Genomic DNA, 16240 nt, shown 5'->3' on the forward strand with positions numbered 1-16240 from the left:
GTGTCAGTGGAACTTTGGCAGCAGTGCGTAGAGCTTCTGCGCGATGAACTGCCTGCCCAGCAATTCAACACCTGGATCCGTCCGCTACAGGTCGAAGCCGAAGGCGACGAGTTGCGTATCTATGCACCCAACCGTTTTGTTCTCGACTGGGTCAACGAAAAATACATGGGGCGATTGCTCGAGCTGTTAGGCGAGCAAGGCAACGGCATGACGCCTGCGCTTTCCTTATTAATAGGTAGCCGACGCAGTTCTGCTCCGCGAGCGGCGCCCAATGCGCCCCTGGCAGCAGCTGTCGCAGCGTCTCAGGCCCAGGCGGTCGTACCTGCACCGACCCCAGAGCCCGCTGTGACCGCCCCGGTACCCGCCTCCAGCGCCAATGCCGAAGTCGATCAAGAGCCTTCGCGCGACAGCTTCGACCCTATGGCAGGTGCAGCCGCTACCCAGGCACCTAGCCGTTCGGAGCAACGCACCGTCCAGGTCGAAGGTGCGCTCAAGCACACCAGCTATCTGAACCGCACCTTTACGTTTGAGAACTTCGTCGAAGGTAAGTCCAACCAGTTGGCCCGTGCTGCCGCCTGGCAGGTTGCCGACAACCCCAAGCATGGTTACAACCCGCTGTTCCTTTATGGTGGCGTAGGCTTGGGTAAGACGCACTTGATGCATGCTGTGGGTAACCACCTGCTCAAGAAGAATCCGAATGCCAAGGTGGTGTACCTACATTCGGAGCGTTTCGTTGCCGACATGGTCAAGGCGCTGCAATTGAACGCCATCAACGAATTCAAGCGCTTCTATCGTTCGGTCGATGCCTTGTTGATCGACGATATTCAGTTCTTCGCGCGCAAGGAACGCTCCCAAGAGGAGTTTTTCCATACCTTCAACGCGCTGCTTGAGGGCGGTCAGCAAGTCATTTTGACCAGTGACCGCTACCCCAAGGAGATTGAAGGGCTCGAAGAGCGTCTGAAGTCACGCTTCGGCTGGGGCTTGACGGTAGCCGTCGAGCCACCGGAACTTGAGACTCGCGTTGCGATTCTGATGAAGAAAGCGGACCAGGCGAAGGTCGACCTTCCACATGATGCTGCGTTCTTCATTGCCCAACGGATTCGCTCCAACGTCCGTGAACTGGAGGGCGCGCTTAAGCGGGTTATCGCCCATTCGCACTTCATGGGGCGCGATATCACCATCGAGCTGATCCGTGAATCGCTCAAGGACTTGCTGGCGCTGCAAGACAAACTGGTCAGTGTGGATAACATTCAGCGCACTGTCGCTGAGTACTACAAGATCAAAATCTCCGATTTGTTGTCCAAGCGCCGCTCGCGCTCGGTAGCACGCCCTCGTCAGGTTGCCATGGCCTTGTCGAAAGAGTTGACCAACCACAGCCTGCCGGAAATCGGTGATGTGTTTGGCGGTCGAGATCATACGACCGTTCTCCATGCGTGCCGCAAGATCAACGAGCTCAAGGAATCCGACGCGGATATCCGCGAGGACTACAAGAACCTGCTGCGCACGCTTACAACGTGATTAATGTCAGCGCAGCTTATTAAGGCAAGGGACTAGACCATGCATTTCACCATTCAACGCGAAGCCCTGTTGAAACCCCTGCAACTGGTCGCAGGCGTCGTTGAGCGCCGCCAGACCTTGCCGGTACTCTCCAATGTCTTGCTCGTGGTGCAAGGCCAACAATTGTCGCTGACCGGTACCGACCTTGAGGTCGAGCTGGTGGGCCGTGTTCAACTGGAAGAACCCGCAGAACCCGGCGAAATCACCGTGCCGGCGCGCAAGCTGATGGATATCTGCAAAAGCCTGCCGAGCGATGCGTTGATCGACATCAAGCTTGATGAGCAGAAGCTGGTCGTCAAGGCTGGCCGTAGCCGCTTCACCCTGTCGACGTTGCCTGCCAACGATTTCCCAACAGTTGAGGAAGGCCCAGGTTCTTTGACCTGTAATCTGGAGCAGAGCCGACTGCGCCGCTTGATCGAGCGCACCAGCTTTGCAATGGCTCAGCAGGACGTTCGGTACTACCTCAACGGCATGTTGCTTGAAGTTTCGCCGGGCATCATGCGAGCGGTAGCAACCGACGGCCACCGCTTGGCGATGTGCTCGATGAAGGCTGAGATCAGCCAGACTGACCGCCACCAGGTGATCGTGCCGCGCAAAGGTATTCTGGAGTTGGCGCGTCTACTGACAGAGCCTGATGGCACTGTGAGCATCGTGCTTGGCCAGCATCACATTCGAGCATCCACGGGTGAATTCACGTTTACCTCCAAGCTTGTGGACGGAAAGTTTCCTGATTACGAGCGCGTACTGCCTAAAGGCGGTGACAAGCTGGTACTGGGTGATCGCCAAGCGCTTCGCGAGGCCTTCAGCCGCACCGCGATTCTTTCCAATGAGAAGTACCGCGGGATTCGCCTGCAACTGGCCAACGGTCAGCTCAAGATCCAGGCGAACAACCCTGAGCAGGAAGAGGCGGAAGAAGAAGTCGGCGTTGAATACAACGGCGGATCGCTGGAAATCGGTTTCAACGTCAGCTATTTGCTCGACGTGCTGGGCGTAATGACGACCGAACAGGTTCGCCTGATCTTGTCCGACTCCAACAGCAGTGCGCTGGTGCAAGAGTCTGATAACGATGATTCGGCCTACGTCGTTATGCCTATGCGTTTGTAATCGCTCAGCAATCCAATGTCTCTGAGTCGCGTCTCTGTCACCGCGGTGCGTAACCTGCACCCGGTGACCTTCTCCCCCTCCCCTCGAATCAATATCCTTCACGGCGCAAATGGCAGCGGCAAGACTAGCGTATTGGAAGCTATCCATCTGCTTGGTCTGGCGCGATCATTCCGCAGTGCCCGTCTGGTGCCTGTCATCCAGTATGAGCAAGCCGCTTGTACCGTGTTTGGGCAAGTTGAGTTGAATGAAGGTGGGCACAGCAATCTTGGAATCTCCCGCGACCGTCATGGTGATTTCACCATTCGTATCGACGGTCAGAACGCCCGCAGCGCCGCTCAACTGGCTGAGATATTGCCGCTGCAATTGATTAACCCCGACAGTTTCAGATTGCTCGAGGGGGCTCCAAAAATCAGAAGGCAGTTCCTTGATTGGGGGGTGTTCCACGTGGAACCCCGCTTTATGTCTACTTGGCAGCGTTTGCAGAAGGCTTTGCGGCAGCGGAACTCATGGCTGCGGCATGGTACACTTGACCCTGCTTCGCAAGCGGCATGGGATCGGGAACTTTGCCTGGCAAGTGCCGAAATCGATGAGTATCGCCGGGCTTATATCAAAGCCTTGAAGCCTGTCTTTGAACAAACCCTGAGTGAGTTGCTCGAGTTGGAGGGTTTGACCCTCAGCTATTACCGAGGGTGGGACAAGGATCGCGACCTCAGTGAAGTGCTCGCCTCTTCTCTGCAGCGGGACCAGCAAATGGGGCATACCCAGGCAGGTCCACAGCGCGCCGATCTCCGTCTTCGATTGAATAGCCACAATGCTGCAGAGATTCTCTCTCGAGGGCAGCAAAAACTTGTGGTGTGTGCCTTGCGTATTGCCCAAGGGCATTTGGTTAGCCAAGCGAGGCGCGGGCAGTGCATTTATCTGGTGGATGACTTGCCGTCTGAATTGGACGAACACCACCGAGCTGCACTTTGCCGCTTGCTTGAAGAATTACACTGCCAGGTATTTATCACCTGTGTAGATCACGAATTGTTGAGTGAATGCTGGCGCACGGAAACGCCGGTTGCTCTGTTCCACGTGGAACAGGGCCGTATCACCCAGACCCACGACCATCGGGAGTGAAGGCATGAGCGAAAATCAAACGTACGATTCCTCCAGCATTAAAGTGCTGAAAGGGCTGGATGCCGTACGCAAGCGTCCCGGTATGTACATTGGCGACACCGATGATGGTAGCGGTCTGCACCACATGGTGTTCGAGGTGGTCGATAACTCGATCGACGAAGCCTTGGCCGGTCACTGCGATGACATTACCGTCATCATCCATCCTGACGAATCCATCACCGTTCGCGATAACGGTCGTGGCATTCCAGTCGACGTCCACAAAGAAGAAGGCGTTTCCGCAGCAGAGGTCATCATGACCGTTCTGCACGCCGGTGGTAAATTCGACGACAATTCCTATAAGGTTTCTGGTGGTCTCCACGGCGTGGGTGTTTCCGTTGTGAACGCACTGTCCGAGACTCTCGTACTGACTGTACGTCGCAGTGGGAAAATCTGGGAGCAGACTTACGTTCATGGCGTTCCCCAGGCACCGATGCAAATCGTGGGTGAGAGCGAATCCACGGGCACCCAGATCCACTTCAAGCCCTCTGCAGAAACCTTCAAGAATATTCATTTCAGCTGGGACATCTTGGCCAAGCGTATTCGTGAACTGTCTTTCCTGAACTCGGGTGTAGGCATCGTCCTGAAGGATGAGCGCTCCGGCAAGGAAGAGATCTTCCGCTATGAAGGTGGTTTGCGCGCATTCGTTGAATACCTGAACACCAACAAAACGCCGGTGAACCAGGTTTTCCACTTCAACATCCAGCGCGAAGATGGTATCGGCGTTGAGATCGCCTTGCAGTGGAACGACAGCTTTAACGAAAACCTGTTGTGCTTCACCAACAACATTCCTCAGCGCGATGGTGGTACGCACTTGGTGGGCTTCCGCTCAGCACTGACGCGTAACCTGAACAACTACATCGAGCAGGAAGGTCTGGCGAAGAAGAACAAGGTTTCCACCACGGGTGATGATGCTCGTGAAGGCTTGACGGCGATTATCTCGGTCAAGGTGCCGGATCCCAAGTTCAGTTCGCAGACCAAAGACAAGTTGGTTTCTTCTGAGGTGAAGACTGCAGTAGAACAAGAGATGGGCAAATACTTCTCTGACTTCCTGCTGGAAAACCCGAACGAGGCTAAAGCTGTCGTCGGCAAGATGATCGACGCTGCCCGTGCGCGTGAGGCTGCCCGTAAAGCCCGGGAAATGACTCGTCGCAAAGGCGCACTCGATATCGCTGGTTTGCCAGGCAAACTGGCCGACTGCCAAGAGAAGGACCCTGCCCTTTCCGAACTGTACCTGGTGGAAGGTGACTCCGCGGGCGGTTCTGCCAAGCAGGGCCGTAACCGCAAGACCCAGGCTATCCTGCCGCTCAAGGGCAAAATCCTCAACGTCGAAAAAGCACGTTTCGACAAGATGATCTCGTCGCAGGAAGTCGGCACCTTGATCACCGCATTGGGTTGCGGGATCGGGCGTGATGAATACAACATCGAGAAGCTGCGCTATCACAACATCATCATCATGACTGATGCTGACGTTGACGGTTCGCACATCCGTACCCTGTTGCTGACCTTCTTCTTCCGTCAGCTGCCAGAGCTGGTTGAGCGTGGCTACATCTACATTGCTCAGCCGCCGTTGTACAAGGTCAAGAAAGGCAAGCAAGAGCAGTACATCAAAGACGATGAGGCCATGGAAGAGTACATGACCCAATCGGCTCTTGAAGACGCAACGCTGCACCTTGGCGAATCGGCACCGGGCATTTCTGGTGAAGCGCTGGAGCGTCTGGTTAACGAATTCCGCATGGTCATGAAAACGCTCAAGCGTCTGTCGCGCCTGTATCCTCAGGAGCTGACTGAGCACTTCATCTACCTGCCTGCCATTTCTCTGGAGCAGTTGTCGGATCACGCTGGCATGCAAGCTTGGCTGGCCAAGTTCGACGAGCGTCTGCGCGTCACCGAGAAGTCGGGCCTGATCTACAAAGCCAGCCTGCGTGAAGACCGTGAGCGTAATGTGTGGTTGCCAGAGGTGGAAATCACTTCCCATGGCTTGGCCAACTACGTGACCTTCAACCGCGACTTCTTCGGCAGCAACGACTACAAGACAGTGACTGCCTTGGGCGCTCAACTGACGTCGCTGCTGGAAGAAGGTGCCTACGTGCAACGCGGCGAACGCAAGAAGCCAGTGACCGAGTTCAAGGAAGCACTTGAATGGCTGATGGCTGAAAGTACCAAGCGCCACACCATCCAGCGATACAAAGGTCTGGGTGAGATGAACCCGGATCAGCTGTGGGAAACCACGATGGACCCAAGCGTGCGTCGCATGCTGAAAGTCACCATTGAAGATGCGATCGCTGCCGATCAGATCTTCAACACCCTGATGGGTGATGCGGTTGAGCCGCGTCGCGAGTTCATCGAAAGCAACGCCTTGGCGGTGTCGAACCTGGACTTCTGATGTAGTGTCGATGGGCATATTAAGTGTCGCCGATTAAGCAAAACCCCAGCCTTAAAGGCTGGGGTTTTTGTTATGGGTGTTAATCATGAGTGATACTATTTCTGGAAAGGGAATGTCTATGAAATCTCCGCATGAGGAATTGCCTCTCTTATGCTGAAAAAAATCAGCCTCAAAAACTTCACAGTTTTTCGTGACTTGGACCTAAATTGCTGTTCGGGTCTGAACACCATCGTTGGCGAAAATGGAATGGGGAAGACGCATCTGTTGAAAGCTGTGTATGCACTCATTGCGACTGCTGCTGAAGCTGCCAAAAAGCCAATCTCAGTTGATCCTACCAAAACGTACTTACAAAAGGCCTATGCCGAAAAGTTGACGGGGGTCTTCAGGCCTGAGTCAGTTGGTCGGCTAGCTAGACGAAAACAAGGTCGAGATCGCTGTGAGATTTCGCTTTCATTCGATGAAGCGGCTTTCGACACCACGATTAGCTTTGCTACCAGTGCTAAAACCGATGTTCAAATCGAGAAGCTGCCATCCAGATGGGATAAGCAAAGCCCGCTGTATATCCCTACTAGGGAGCTACTCACGATTTTTCCTGGTTTTGTTTCAGTGTATGAGGGGCACTATCTAGAGTTCGAAGAAACGTGGCGTGATACGTGTATTCATTTAGGTGCCCCTACATTGAAAGGCCCTAGAGAAAGGCGCGCAAGCGAGCTGCTGGAGCCCATTGAACAGGCTATGGGCGGGAAGGTCGTTTTAGATACTAACGGGCGTTTCTATCTGAAAGTTCCCGGCAGCGGCACTATGGAGATGCCTTTAGTAGCCGAGGGGCTAAGGAAACTGGCAATGCTCGCCCGCCTGATCGCAACAGGGTCGGTGCTCGATAAAGGATATCTATTTTGGGATGAACCTGAGGCCAACCTCAATCCACGCTTGATTCGATTGGTTGCTACAGTCATCCATACGCTTGCGAAACAAGGGGTGCAGGTTTTCATTGCCACGCACAGCTTCTTTTTACTGAAAGAACTAGATCTGTTGGCACTCCAGGACCCCTACCCCCTTCGTTTTTGGGGGCTGCAACGTGAAGACGCTTCAGAGGGAGTTTTTGTTGAAGAGGTCGAGTCCTTGAAGGAGCTGACGAACCTTGTGGCCCTTGATGAAGAGCTTGCTCAGTATGACCGTGAGCTAAGCATCGCCAATGGTTGATATCGTAGAAGGAGGGCTGACTTTTTCATTTGGGGCTGGCTGGCAGGCAATCAAATATGACGACACAGCTTGGTATACCAATCAGATGAGAAGCGGGATCAGCGGGCTTAAGGCAATGGATGTTCTGGCCTGCAAACAAAATTGCCATTGGTGGATAGAAATAAAAGACTGCGATGGGCATGAGGTAGAGAGTACTCCTAGGATTTCTCCTGCTGATCCAGCCGAAGTAGATCAGACAAGGACCTGGATTAATACCCAGAACTTTGCAGGTTCAGTCAAAGCTCAACGAAAGAAGCTGTTCATCATCGATGAGGTGATGCAAAAATTCCGGGATACACTGACCAGCGCTGTTGTGGCTCAAAGACTTCGGAGCGCCGAGTTGCTTCCGTTCATTGCCCCCTCTCATAGCAATGAATCGCTCGTTATTGTCCTTATTCTGACGTGGGGCCTCCCCGATTACGCTCGCCTAGCTGCAAGGTTGCAGCAAAAGCTGAACACAGCGCTTGTTCCCTATGGCATGACAGGTTTTGTGGTCAATGAAACTTGCCAAGTACCAGGGCTTGATCCTGCAATAACGCGAGCGAGCTGATCTTCAATATGCAGCTCATCAGCTGACTAAAAAGGCCATCCTTCGGATTGGCTTTTTTTGTGGGCGTGGCGCGCTAGGATTGCGCCGACAGTAATCCGCTTTTCTGCACAGACAGGCAAAAAGAAACCGGCTATTAGGCCGGTTTCTGTTAGTGCCAAAAAACTTATGCACGGTTGTCATGAGAGCTTCATGATGAAAAATAGCTAATAAAATTAGCTAGTTACGGCATTTATTTTTCAATTGTAAAAATACTGTACACAAGTTATCCACAGAACGTCAGGCCACCACTTGCTGTTCGGCTTGAGGTGCTTGAGGCAAGGATCCCATGTCACGCTGAGCCTGCTCGTTCCAGGCAGCGAAGCGGTCATTGAGCTCGGCAATGGCGCGTGGACCTGTTCCCTGTGGGTACATGGGAGCGCCTATCATGACCTCGATGGTGCCGGGTTTTTTAGCCCAGCCTTCTTTTGGCCAGTACTTGCCGGCGTTATGGGCAATCGGCAGGATCGGCAGGTCGGCGTTGACCGCCAGGGCAGCGCCGCTGCGGGTAAATTTACCGATCTGGCCAAAGGGTACACGAGTACCCTCTGGGAAGATCAGTACCCATACCTTGTCTTTGAGCAGCTCATCGCCCTTGGCTGCGACCTGCTTGAGTGCGGCCTTCGGGTTGTCCCGATTGATCGCGATAGGCTTGAGCATGGCCATGGCCCAACCGAAAAACGGTACATAGAGCAATTCGCGCTTGAGGACTTGGCTCAACGGCTGAAAGTTGGCCGACAGGAAAAAGGTTTCCCAAGTGCTCTGGTGGTTGGAAAGGATCACACAGGGGCGCTCAGGCACATGCTCGGCACCGGTGACTTTGACTCGGATATTGAGAAACACCCGAACCAGCACCAGTGCAAAATGGCACCAGAACACGTTGATGAATCGATAGCGGGCGCGGAAGGACAAAAACGGCGCCACAAAAAAGCTCAGGGTACACCACAGAAAAGCACTGGTGCCCAGCAGCAGGTAAAAGACAAAGATCCTGATGGCCTGCAAGGTCGACATAGTGACATTTACCATTGCGGGCTCGCCCGCCTGCGTGGAGCGCACGAATAACGACGGATGACCGGCCATGCGAAACAGATCACAGGCCGGCACGGGTCAGAAATCGAGCGCCTTATGTGTGGATAAGGGCTCTGGCGACAGCGGCCAGATCCTCGAAAATCAGGGTATTGGCCGGCAAAGTCTTGCCGAGCGTCTTGCCGCCTTTTCCGGTTTTCACCAGAACAGGCTGTGAATCGACGGCTATCGCGGCTTCCAAGTCACCCATACTATCGCCGACAAACCATAAACCGGCCAGATCCACGCCGTAATGGGCAGCGATGGTCCTGAGCATGCCGGGTTTCGGCTTGCGGCAATCACAGCCTTGGTCCGGGCCGTGTGGGCAATAGACGATCAGCCCGACCTCGCCACCCTGTTCAGCCACCAGCGCCCGCAAGCGGGTGTGCATGGCTTCCAGGGTGGCAAGCTCGTAGTAACCGCGAGCAATACCGGACTGGTTGGTAGCTACGGCTACCGTCCAGCCGGCCTTGCTCAACTGCGCGATGGCGTCGATCGAGCCTGGGATGGGGATCCATTCATCCACCGACTTGATGTAAGCGTCGGAGTCTTGGTTGATCACCCCGTCACGATCGAGTATCAGCAGTTTCAAGGCTTACCCCAGCAGCGAGATGTCGGCAACGCCCAAGAACAGGCCGCGCAGACGTGCCAACAAGGCATAGCGGTTGGCACGTACGTTGGCATCCTCGGCATTGACCATCACCGCTTCGAAGAACGCATCGACTGGCTCGCGCAATGCGGCCAGGCGTGCCAGCGATTCACTGTACTGACGCGCAGCCGCCATTGGCTGAACCGCGTGGTCGGCTTGTTGAATCGCCGAGTACAGGGAGAATTCGTTGGCGTTGTCGAAGTACTTCGGTTCGACGGTGGTGGCGATGGTGCCTTCGACCTTGCTCAGCAGGTTCGATACGCGCTTGTTCACGGCGGCCAGTGCTGCGGCTTCTGGCAGTTGGCGGAACGCTTGGACCGCTTGCACGCGTTGGTCGAAATCCAGCGCCGAACCCGGTTGCAGGGCACGAACCGACAGGTAAGTCGCCATGTCGATGCCTTCATCTTCATAGCGGGCACGCAGGCGATCGAACACGAATTCCATCACCTGGTCAGCCAGGCCAGCTGGCTTGATCTTGTCGCCAAATTGGTTAACAGCAAAGGCCACGGCAGGCGCCAGGTCCAGGTCGAGTTTCTTCTCGATCAGGATACGCAGGATCCCCAGGGCGGCGCGACGCAGTGCGTACGGGTCCTTGCTACCGGTTGGCAGCATGCCGATACCGAAGATGCCGACCAGGGTGTCGAGCTTGTCAGCGATCGCCACGGCCGCACCGGTCAGGGTCGATGGCAGTTCAGCGCCAGCACCACGCGGCATGTACTGCTCGTTCAGAGCCAGTGCCACATCTTCAGGCTCGCCATCGTTGAGGGCGTAGTAGTAGCCGGCAACGCCTTGCATTTCAGGGAACTCGCCGACCATCTCGGTGGCCAGGTCGCACTTGGACAGCAGGCCTGCGCGGGCAGCACGCTGGGCATCGCCGCCAATGCGCTGGGCAATGAAGGCGGCCAGTTTCGACACGCGCTCGGCCTTGTCGTAGACGCTGCCCAACTGGGCCTGGAACACGACGTTCTGCAGGCGCAGGTTGAAGCTTTCGAGCTTTTGCTTCTTGTCTTGCTTGAAGAAGAACTCGGCGTCTGTCAGGCGTGGGCGAACGACTTTCTCGTTACCCAGGATGATCTGCGAAGGGTCTTTGCTCTCGACGTTGGCCACCGTGATAAAGCGCGGCAGCAATTTGCCATCCACATCCAGCAGGCAGAAATACTTCTGGTTGTCCTGCATGGTGGTGATCAGGGCTTCTTGCGGCACTTCCAGGAAACGCTCCTCGAACGAGCACACCAGCGGCACTGGCCATTCGACCAGCGCGGTCACTTCGTCCAGCAGGCTTGGCGGCACGATGGCGGTGCCTTCCTGTTGCATGGCAAGTTCGGCGGTGCGCTTGCCGATCAGCTCGCGACGCTCGCTGAAGTCGGCCAATACATAGGCTTTGCGCAGGTCTTCCTGATAAGTGGCGGGCGAGCTGATGCGCACGCTTTCAGGATGATGGAAGCGGTGGCCGCGCGAATCACGACCAGCTTTCTGGGCCAGGATTGTGCAATCGATAACCTGGTCGCCCAGCAGCATGACCAACCATTGGGTCGGACGTACGAACTCTTCCTTGCGAGCCCCCCAGCGCATGCGCTTGGGAATTGGCAGATCGTTGAGCGAGTCTTCGACGATAGTCGGCAGCAGGCTTGCAGTCGGTTTGCCGACAATGCGCTGGGAGAACCGCAGCTTAGGGCCGCTCTGGTCTATTTCAGCCAGGTCGACACCACATTTTTTGGCAAAGCCCAGGGCTGCTTGAGTCGGGTTGCCCTCGGCATCGAAGGCCGCCTGGCGTGGAGGGCCGTCCAGATTGATGCTGCGGTCAGGCTGCTGGCTGTCGAGTTGGCTGATCAGCACGGCCAGGCGGCGCGGCGCGGCGAATACGCGTTTGGCGCTGTAGTTCAGGCCGGCTGCCTGCAGGCCTTTTTCGATACCTGACAGGAAGGCGTCGCCCAGTGTGCTGAGAGCCTTGGGTGGCAGTTCTTCGGTGCCCAGTTCAACCAGGAAATCTTGAGCACTCATTGTGCAGCCTCCAGCTTAGCCAACACTTCATCACGCAGGTCAGGGGACGCCATCGGGAAGCCCAGCTTGGCGCGAGCGTTCAGATAGCTTTGGGCAACGGCGCGGGCCAGGGTCCGCACGCGCAGGATGTAACGCTGGCGCTCGGTCACCGAGATGGCGCGACGGGCATCGAGCAGGTTGAAGGTGTGCGAGGCCTTGAGGACCATTTCATAGGTCGGCAGCGGCAGCTCCAGCTCGATCAGGCGATTGGCTTCGCTTTCATAGAAATCGAACAGTTCGAACAGCTTCTCGACGTTGGCGTGTTCGAAGTTGTAGGTCGACTGCTCCACTTCGTTTTGGTGGAACACATCGCCGTAGGTCACTTTGCCGAACGGGCCATCGGTCCAGACCAGGTCGTAGACCGAGTCCACACCCTGCAGATACATGGCCAGGCGCTCCAGGCCATAGGTGATTTCGCCCGTTACCGGGTAGCACTCAATGCCGCCCACTTGCTGGAAGTAGGTGAATTGGGTGACTTCCATGCCATTGAGCCAGATTTCCCAGCCCAGGCCCCAGGCGCCCAGGGTCGGCGATTCCCAGTTGTCTTCAACAAAGCGGATGTCGTGGACCAGTGGGTCCAGGCCGATGTGCTTGAGCGAGCCCAGGTACAACTCCTGGAAGTTCGCAGGGTTCGGCTTGAGCACGACCTGGAACTGGTAGTAGTGCTGCAGACGGTTGGGGTTTTCGCCGTAGCGGCCGTCAGCCGGACGACGGCTGGGCTGCACATAAGCGGCGTTCCAGTTTTCCGGGCCGATGGCGCGCAGAAAAGTGCCGGTATGAAAAGTGCCGGCGCCTACTTCCATATCGTAGGGCTGAAGTACCACACAACCTTGCTCGGCCCAGTACTGTTGCAGGGCGAGGATCAAGTCTTGGAAGGTACGCACGGCTGGCGTAGGCTGGCTCACGAAATTCACCTGTTTCTAGGGCTGCGAATATAAAGAGCGGGAGTATAACCCGATTCGCACGCGCCTCTACCCTTGGAGCTTTATGCCTCGCTGCTTTTGGTGTAACGACGATTCGCTGTACCAGGCTTATCACGACCAGGAGTGGGGCGTGCCCCTGCACGATGGCGCAAGGCTGTTCGAGTTGCTGCTGCTGGAAGGCTTCCAGGCCGGACTTTCCTGGATCACGGTGCTGAAAAAGCGTGAGCATTACCGCAAGGTCATGTTCGGTTTCGACCCCAAGCGGCTGGCCGTGATGACCGATGAGGAAATTGAAGAACGCATGCTTGACCCAGGCATTATTCGCAATCGCCTCAAGCTCAAGGCAGCACGCACCAATGCCAAGGCCTGGCTGGCCCAGGACAACCCGGTCGAGCTGTTGTGGTCATTCGTCGGTGGCGTGCCGAAAATCAATCATTTCAGCCAGCGTGGCGAGGTGCCAGCGCAGACACTTGAAGCGCAAGCCATGAGCAAAGCCTTGAAAAAGGCGGGGTTCACCTTCGTCGGTCCGACCATCTGCTATGCCTTTATGCAGGCTTCGGGGATGGTCATGGACCACACTACCGATTGCGATCGCTACGCCACGCTGGTGCGCTGACGGTTACAATGCCCAGCTTGCAAACATAGGAGTGACCTGTGGATAAGTTCAAGGGCGCCTTGATGGTAGGTGCTTTGCGGTTATTTGCCCTATTACCGTGGCGCGCCGTGCAACGTGTGGGTTCAGCCATTGGCTGGATGATGTGGAAGCTGCCCAACAGCTCCCGCGAAGTGGTGCGGGTCAACCTTGCCAAGTGCTTCCCCGAGATGGACCCTGCTGCCCGCGAACAACTGGTCGGGCGCACACTGATGGACATCGGCAAATCGCTGACCGAAAGCGCCTGTGCCTGGATCTGGCCGGCGCAGCGTTCGCTGGATCTGGTCCGTGAAGTCGAAGGCCTGGAGGTCCTCAAGGAGGCACTGGCTTCTGGAAAGGGCGTGGTCGGCATCACCAGCCACCTGGGCAACTGGGAAGTGCTCAATCACTTCTATTGCAACCAGTGCAACCCGATCATTTTCTATCGCCCCCCCAAGCTCAAGGCTGTTGACGACCTGCTGCGCGAACAGCGCGTGCAACTGGGCAACCGGGTGGCGGCTTCCACCAAGGAAGGCATCCTGAGCATCATCAAGGAAGTGCGCAAGGGCGGCCAGGTAGGGATTCCAGCCGATCCGGAGCCGGCTGAATCGGCGGGTATCTTCGTGCCCTTCTTTGCCACTCAGGCACTGACCAGCAAGTTTGTGCCCAACATGCTGGCCGGTGGCAAGGCGGTTGGCGTGTTCCTGCATGCCCTGCGCCTGCCGGATGGTTCGGGGTTCAAGGTGATCCTGGAAGCGGCGCCTGAAGCCATGTACAGCACCGACACCGAAACCAGTGTCGCGGCCATGAGCCAGGTGATCGAGAAGTACGTACGGGCCTATCCGAGCCAGTACATGTGGAGCATGAAGCGCTTCAAGAAGCGCCCGGCGGGCGAGGCGCGCTGGTACTGACCCGGGCACATTGTAGGAGCCAGGCTTGCCTGCGATGCAGGCGACACGATCCTGACTGATTACCGCGGCGCGGCCATCGCAGGCAAGCCTGGCTCCTACAGGACCGCGTTGCATCAGGCAAACCGCGGTGCGTTCATCGCGGTGGTCCGGCATTCCGGTACAACCCGGCTCCTACAGGCTCGTGTAGGAGCCAGCCTTGGCTGCGATGGGATCGCCGCGGTGTATCAGGCAAACCGCGGTGCGTTCATCGCGGTGGTCCGGCATTCCGGTAAACCCGGCTCCTACAATTTGTCGAGTTTTTTCAGGAACACCGTCATTTCTTTTTCGGCCTGCTTGTCGCCATGTCCCCGAGCGGCCTCCAGGCCCTGCTCCCAAGCTTGGCGCGCCGCGGCGCGATCGCCCAATGCCAGGTTGGCCTTGCCCAGTAGTTTCCAGGCCGCCGAGTACTTGGGGTCAAAGGCTACGCAGCGTTCGAGATGCTCGACCGCCTTGGCATTCTCGCCAAGGTCCAGGTAACCCTTGCCCAAGCCAAAACGCAGCAGGGCGTTATCCACACCCTTGGCCAGCATCTTCTCCAGTGATTCGAGCATTTAGCCTCCCCTCGCGCGTTAGAAAAAGCTCAGGCCGACATGGAACAGCTTCTCTACGTCGCGAATGTATTTTTTATCCACAACGAAAAGGATCACATGGTCGCCGGCTTCGATCACGGTGTCATCGTGGGCGATCAACACTTCTTCATCCCGAATGATCGCACCGATCGTCGTGCCGGGTGGAAGGTCGATATTCTCGATGGCCCGGCCGATCACCTTGCTCGATTTCGAGTCGCCATGGGCAATCGCCTCGATGGCCTCGGCCGCGCCACGACGCAGGGAGTGCACGCTGACGATATCGCCTCGGCGTACATGCGCCAGCAGCGTGCCGATGGTCGCCAGCTGCGGGCTGATGGCAATGTCGATATCACCCCCTTGCACCAGGTCGACATAGGCGGGGTTGTTGATGATGGTCATTACCTTGCGTGCCCCCAGGCGCTTGGCCAGCAGCGACGACATAATGTTGGCTTCGTCGTCGTTGGTCAGGGCCAGGAAGATATCGGCCTCGGCAATGTTCTCTTCCAGCATCAGGTCACGATCCGAGGCACTGCCCTGTAGGACCACTGTGCTGTCCAGCGTGTCGGAAAGGTGTCGGCAGCGCGCCGGGTTCATCTCGATGATCTTGACCTGATAGCGGCTTTCGATGGCCTCGGCCAAGCGCTCACCGATCTGCCCACCTCCTGCGATGACCACACGCTTGTTGGTTTCATCCAGCCGGCGCAACTCGCCCATCACCGCACGAATGTTGGCCTTGGCAGCGATGAAGAATACTTCGTCATCAGCTTCGATCACGGTATCGCCCTGGGGCAGGATGGGCCGATCGCGGCGGAAAATCGCGGCGACCCGGGTGTCCACGTTGGGCATGTGGTGACGAATCTGGCGTAGCGCCTGGCCGACCAGCGGGCCGCCATAGTAGGCCTTGACCGCCACCAGCTGAGCCTTGCCGTCGGCAAAGTCAATGACCTGCAGCGCGCCGGGGTGCTCGATCAGGCGCTTGATGTAGTTGGTCACCACTTGCTCGGGGCTGATCAACACGTCGACCGGAATGGCCTCGTTGTCGAACAGCCCGGCGCGGGTCAGGTACGCCGATTCGCGCACCCGGGCAATCTTGGTCGGGGTGTGGAACAGGGTATGGGCGACCTGGCAGGCCACCATGTTGGTCTCGTCACTGTTGGTCACGGCCACCAGCATGTCGGCGTCGTCGGCCCCGGCTTGGCGCAGTACCGTGGGAAACGAGCCCCGACCTTGCACGGTGCGGATATCCAGGCGGTCACCCAGGTCTCGCAGGCGGTCGCCATCGGTATCGACCACGGTGATGTCATTGGCTTCGCTGGCCAGGTGTTCCGCCAAACTGCCGCCGACCTGTCCTGCGCCGAGGATGATGATTTTCATCCACTACTC

The 16240-nt window shown here is 56.8% G+C and carries 14 protein-coding genes; 8 read left to right on the forward strand and 6 right to left on the reverse strand.

Annotated elements, in window-relative coordinates; translation table 11 throughout:
• From dnaA to AC3IX4_RS00030, 6 genes are all read left to right on the forward strand, one after another.
• Nucleotides 1–1518, forward strand: coding sequence for a chromosomal replication initiator protein DnaA (gene dnaA / locus AC3IX4_RS00005; RefSeq protein ID WP_489258667.1), 1518 nt, complete (start codon nucleotides 1–3; stop codon nucleotides 1516–1518).
• A 39-nt stretch (nucleotides 1519–1557) separates the two neighbouring features.
• Nucleotides 1558–2661, forward strand: coding sequence for a DNA polymerase III subunit beta (gene dnaN / locus AC3IX4_RS00010; RefSeq protein ID WP_489258668.1), 1104 nt, complete (start codon nucleotides 1558–1560; stop codon nucleotides 2659–2661).
• A gap of 15 nt (nucleotides 2662–2676) precedes the next feature.
• Nucleotides 2677–3780: a DNA replication/repair protein RecF gene (gene recF, locus AC3IX4_RS00015; RefSeq protein ID WP_489258669.1), complete on the forward strand. Its 1104-nt coding sequence runs from the start codon at nucleotides 2677–2679 to the stop codon at nucleotides 3778–3780.
• A gap of 4 nt (nucleotides 3781–3784) precedes the next feature.
• On the forward strand, nucleotides 3785–6202 hold the full coding sequence (gene gyrB, locus AC3IX4_RS00020) for a DNA topoisomerase (ATP-hydrolyzing) subunit B (protein WP_489258670.1): 2418 nt from the start codon (nucleotides 3785–3787) through the stop codon (nucleotides 6200–6202).
• A 150-nt stretch (nucleotides 6203–6352) separates the two neighbouring features.
• Nucleotides 6353–7405 carry an AAA family ATPase gene (locus tag AC3IX4_RS00025; RefSeq protein WP_489258671.1) on the forward strand — a complete coding sequence of 351 codons (1053 nt, stop codon included), beginning with the start codon at nucleotides 6353–6355 and terminating at the stop codon, nucleotides 7403–7405.
• On the forward strand, nucleotides 7398–7994 hold the full coding sequence (locus AC3IX4_RS00030) for a hypothetical protein (RefSeq protein WP_489258672.1): 597 nt from the start codon (nucleotides 7398–7400) through the stop codon (nucleotides 7992–7994). Before AC3IX4_RS00025 ends, AC3IX4_RS00030 begins: the two co-directional genes overlap by 8 nt.
• A 276-nt stretch (nucleotides 7995–8270) precedes the next feature.
• Here AC3IX4_RS00030 and AC3IX4_RS00035 read toward each other — a convergent pair whose 3' ends face one another.
• From AC3IX4_RS00035 to glyQ, 4 genes are all read right to left on the reverse strand, one after another.
• Nucleotides 8271–9041 (reverse strand): lysophospholipid acyltransferase family protein, encoded by a 771-nt coding sequence (locus AC3IX4_RS00035; RefSeq protein ID WP_489261391.1) that lies wholly within the window; start codon nucleotides 9039–9041, stop codon nucleotides 8271–8273.
• A 112-nt stretch (nucleotides 9042–9153) separates the two neighbouring features.
• The gene (gmhB, locus tag AC3IX4_RS00040; RefSeq protein WP_489258673.1) at nucleotides 9154–9687 is read right to left on the reverse strand and encodes a D-glycero-beta-D-manno-heptose 1,7-bisphosphate 7-phosphatase; all 534 of its coding nucleotides are present in this window, start codon (nucleotides 9685–9687) and stop codon (nucleotides 9154–9156) included.
• 3 nt (nucleotides 9688–9690) lie between these two features.
• Nucleotides 9691–11745 (reverse strand): glycine--tRNA ligase subunit beta, encoded by a 2055-nt coding sequence (glyS, locus tag AC3IX4_RS00045; RefSeq protein ID WP_489258674.1) that lies wholly within the window; start codon nucleotides 11743–11745, stop codon nucleotides 9691–9693.
• A complete protein-coding gene (gene glyQ / locus AC3IX4_RS00050; protein WP_489258675.1) occupies nucleotides 11742–12689 on the reverse strand; it encodes a glycine--tRNA ligase subunit alpha in 948 nt (315 codons plus the stop codon). Before glyQ ends, glyS begins: the two co-directional genes overlap by 4 nt.
• An 82-nt stretch (nucleotides 12690–12771) precedes the next feature.
• Here glyQ and AC3IX4_RS00055 point away from each other — a divergent pair, with 82 nt between their 5' ends.
• A complete protein-coding gene (locus AC3IX4_RS00055) occupies nucleotides 12772–13323 on the forward strand; it encodes a DNA-3-methyladenine glycosylase I (RefSeq protein ID WP_489258676.1) in 552 nt (183 codons plus the stop codon).
• A gap of 38 nt (nucleotides 13324–13361) precedes the next feature.
• On the forward strand, nucleotides 13362–14249 hold the full coding sequence (locus AC3IX4_RS00060) for a lysophospholipid acyltransferase (RefSeq protein ID WP_489258677.1): 888 nt from the start codon (nucleotides 13362–13364) through the stop codon (nucleotides 14247–14249).
• Between the two features lie 281 nt (nucleotides 14250–14530).
• Here AC3IX4_RS00060 and AC3IX4_RS00065 read toward each other — a convergent pair whose 3' ends face one another.
• The gene (locus tag AC3IX4_RS00065; RefSeq protein WP_489258678.1) at nucleotides 14531–14839 is read right to left on the reverse strand and encodes a tetratricopeptide repeat protein; all 309 of its coding nucleotides are present in this window, start codon (nucleotides 14837–14839) and stop codon (nucleotides 14531–14533) included.
• An 18-nt stretch (nucleotides 14840–14857) separates the two neighbouring features.
• Nucleotides 14858–16231, reverse strand: coding sequence for a Trk system potassium transporter TrkA (trkA, locus tag AC3IX4_RS00070; protein WP_489258679.1), 1374 nt, complete (start codon nucleotides 16229–16231; stop codon nucleotides 14858–14860).
• Nucleotides 16232–16240 lie beyond the last annotated feature (9 nt).

Source organism: Pseudomonas sp. KH_021 (assembly GCF_057838865.1).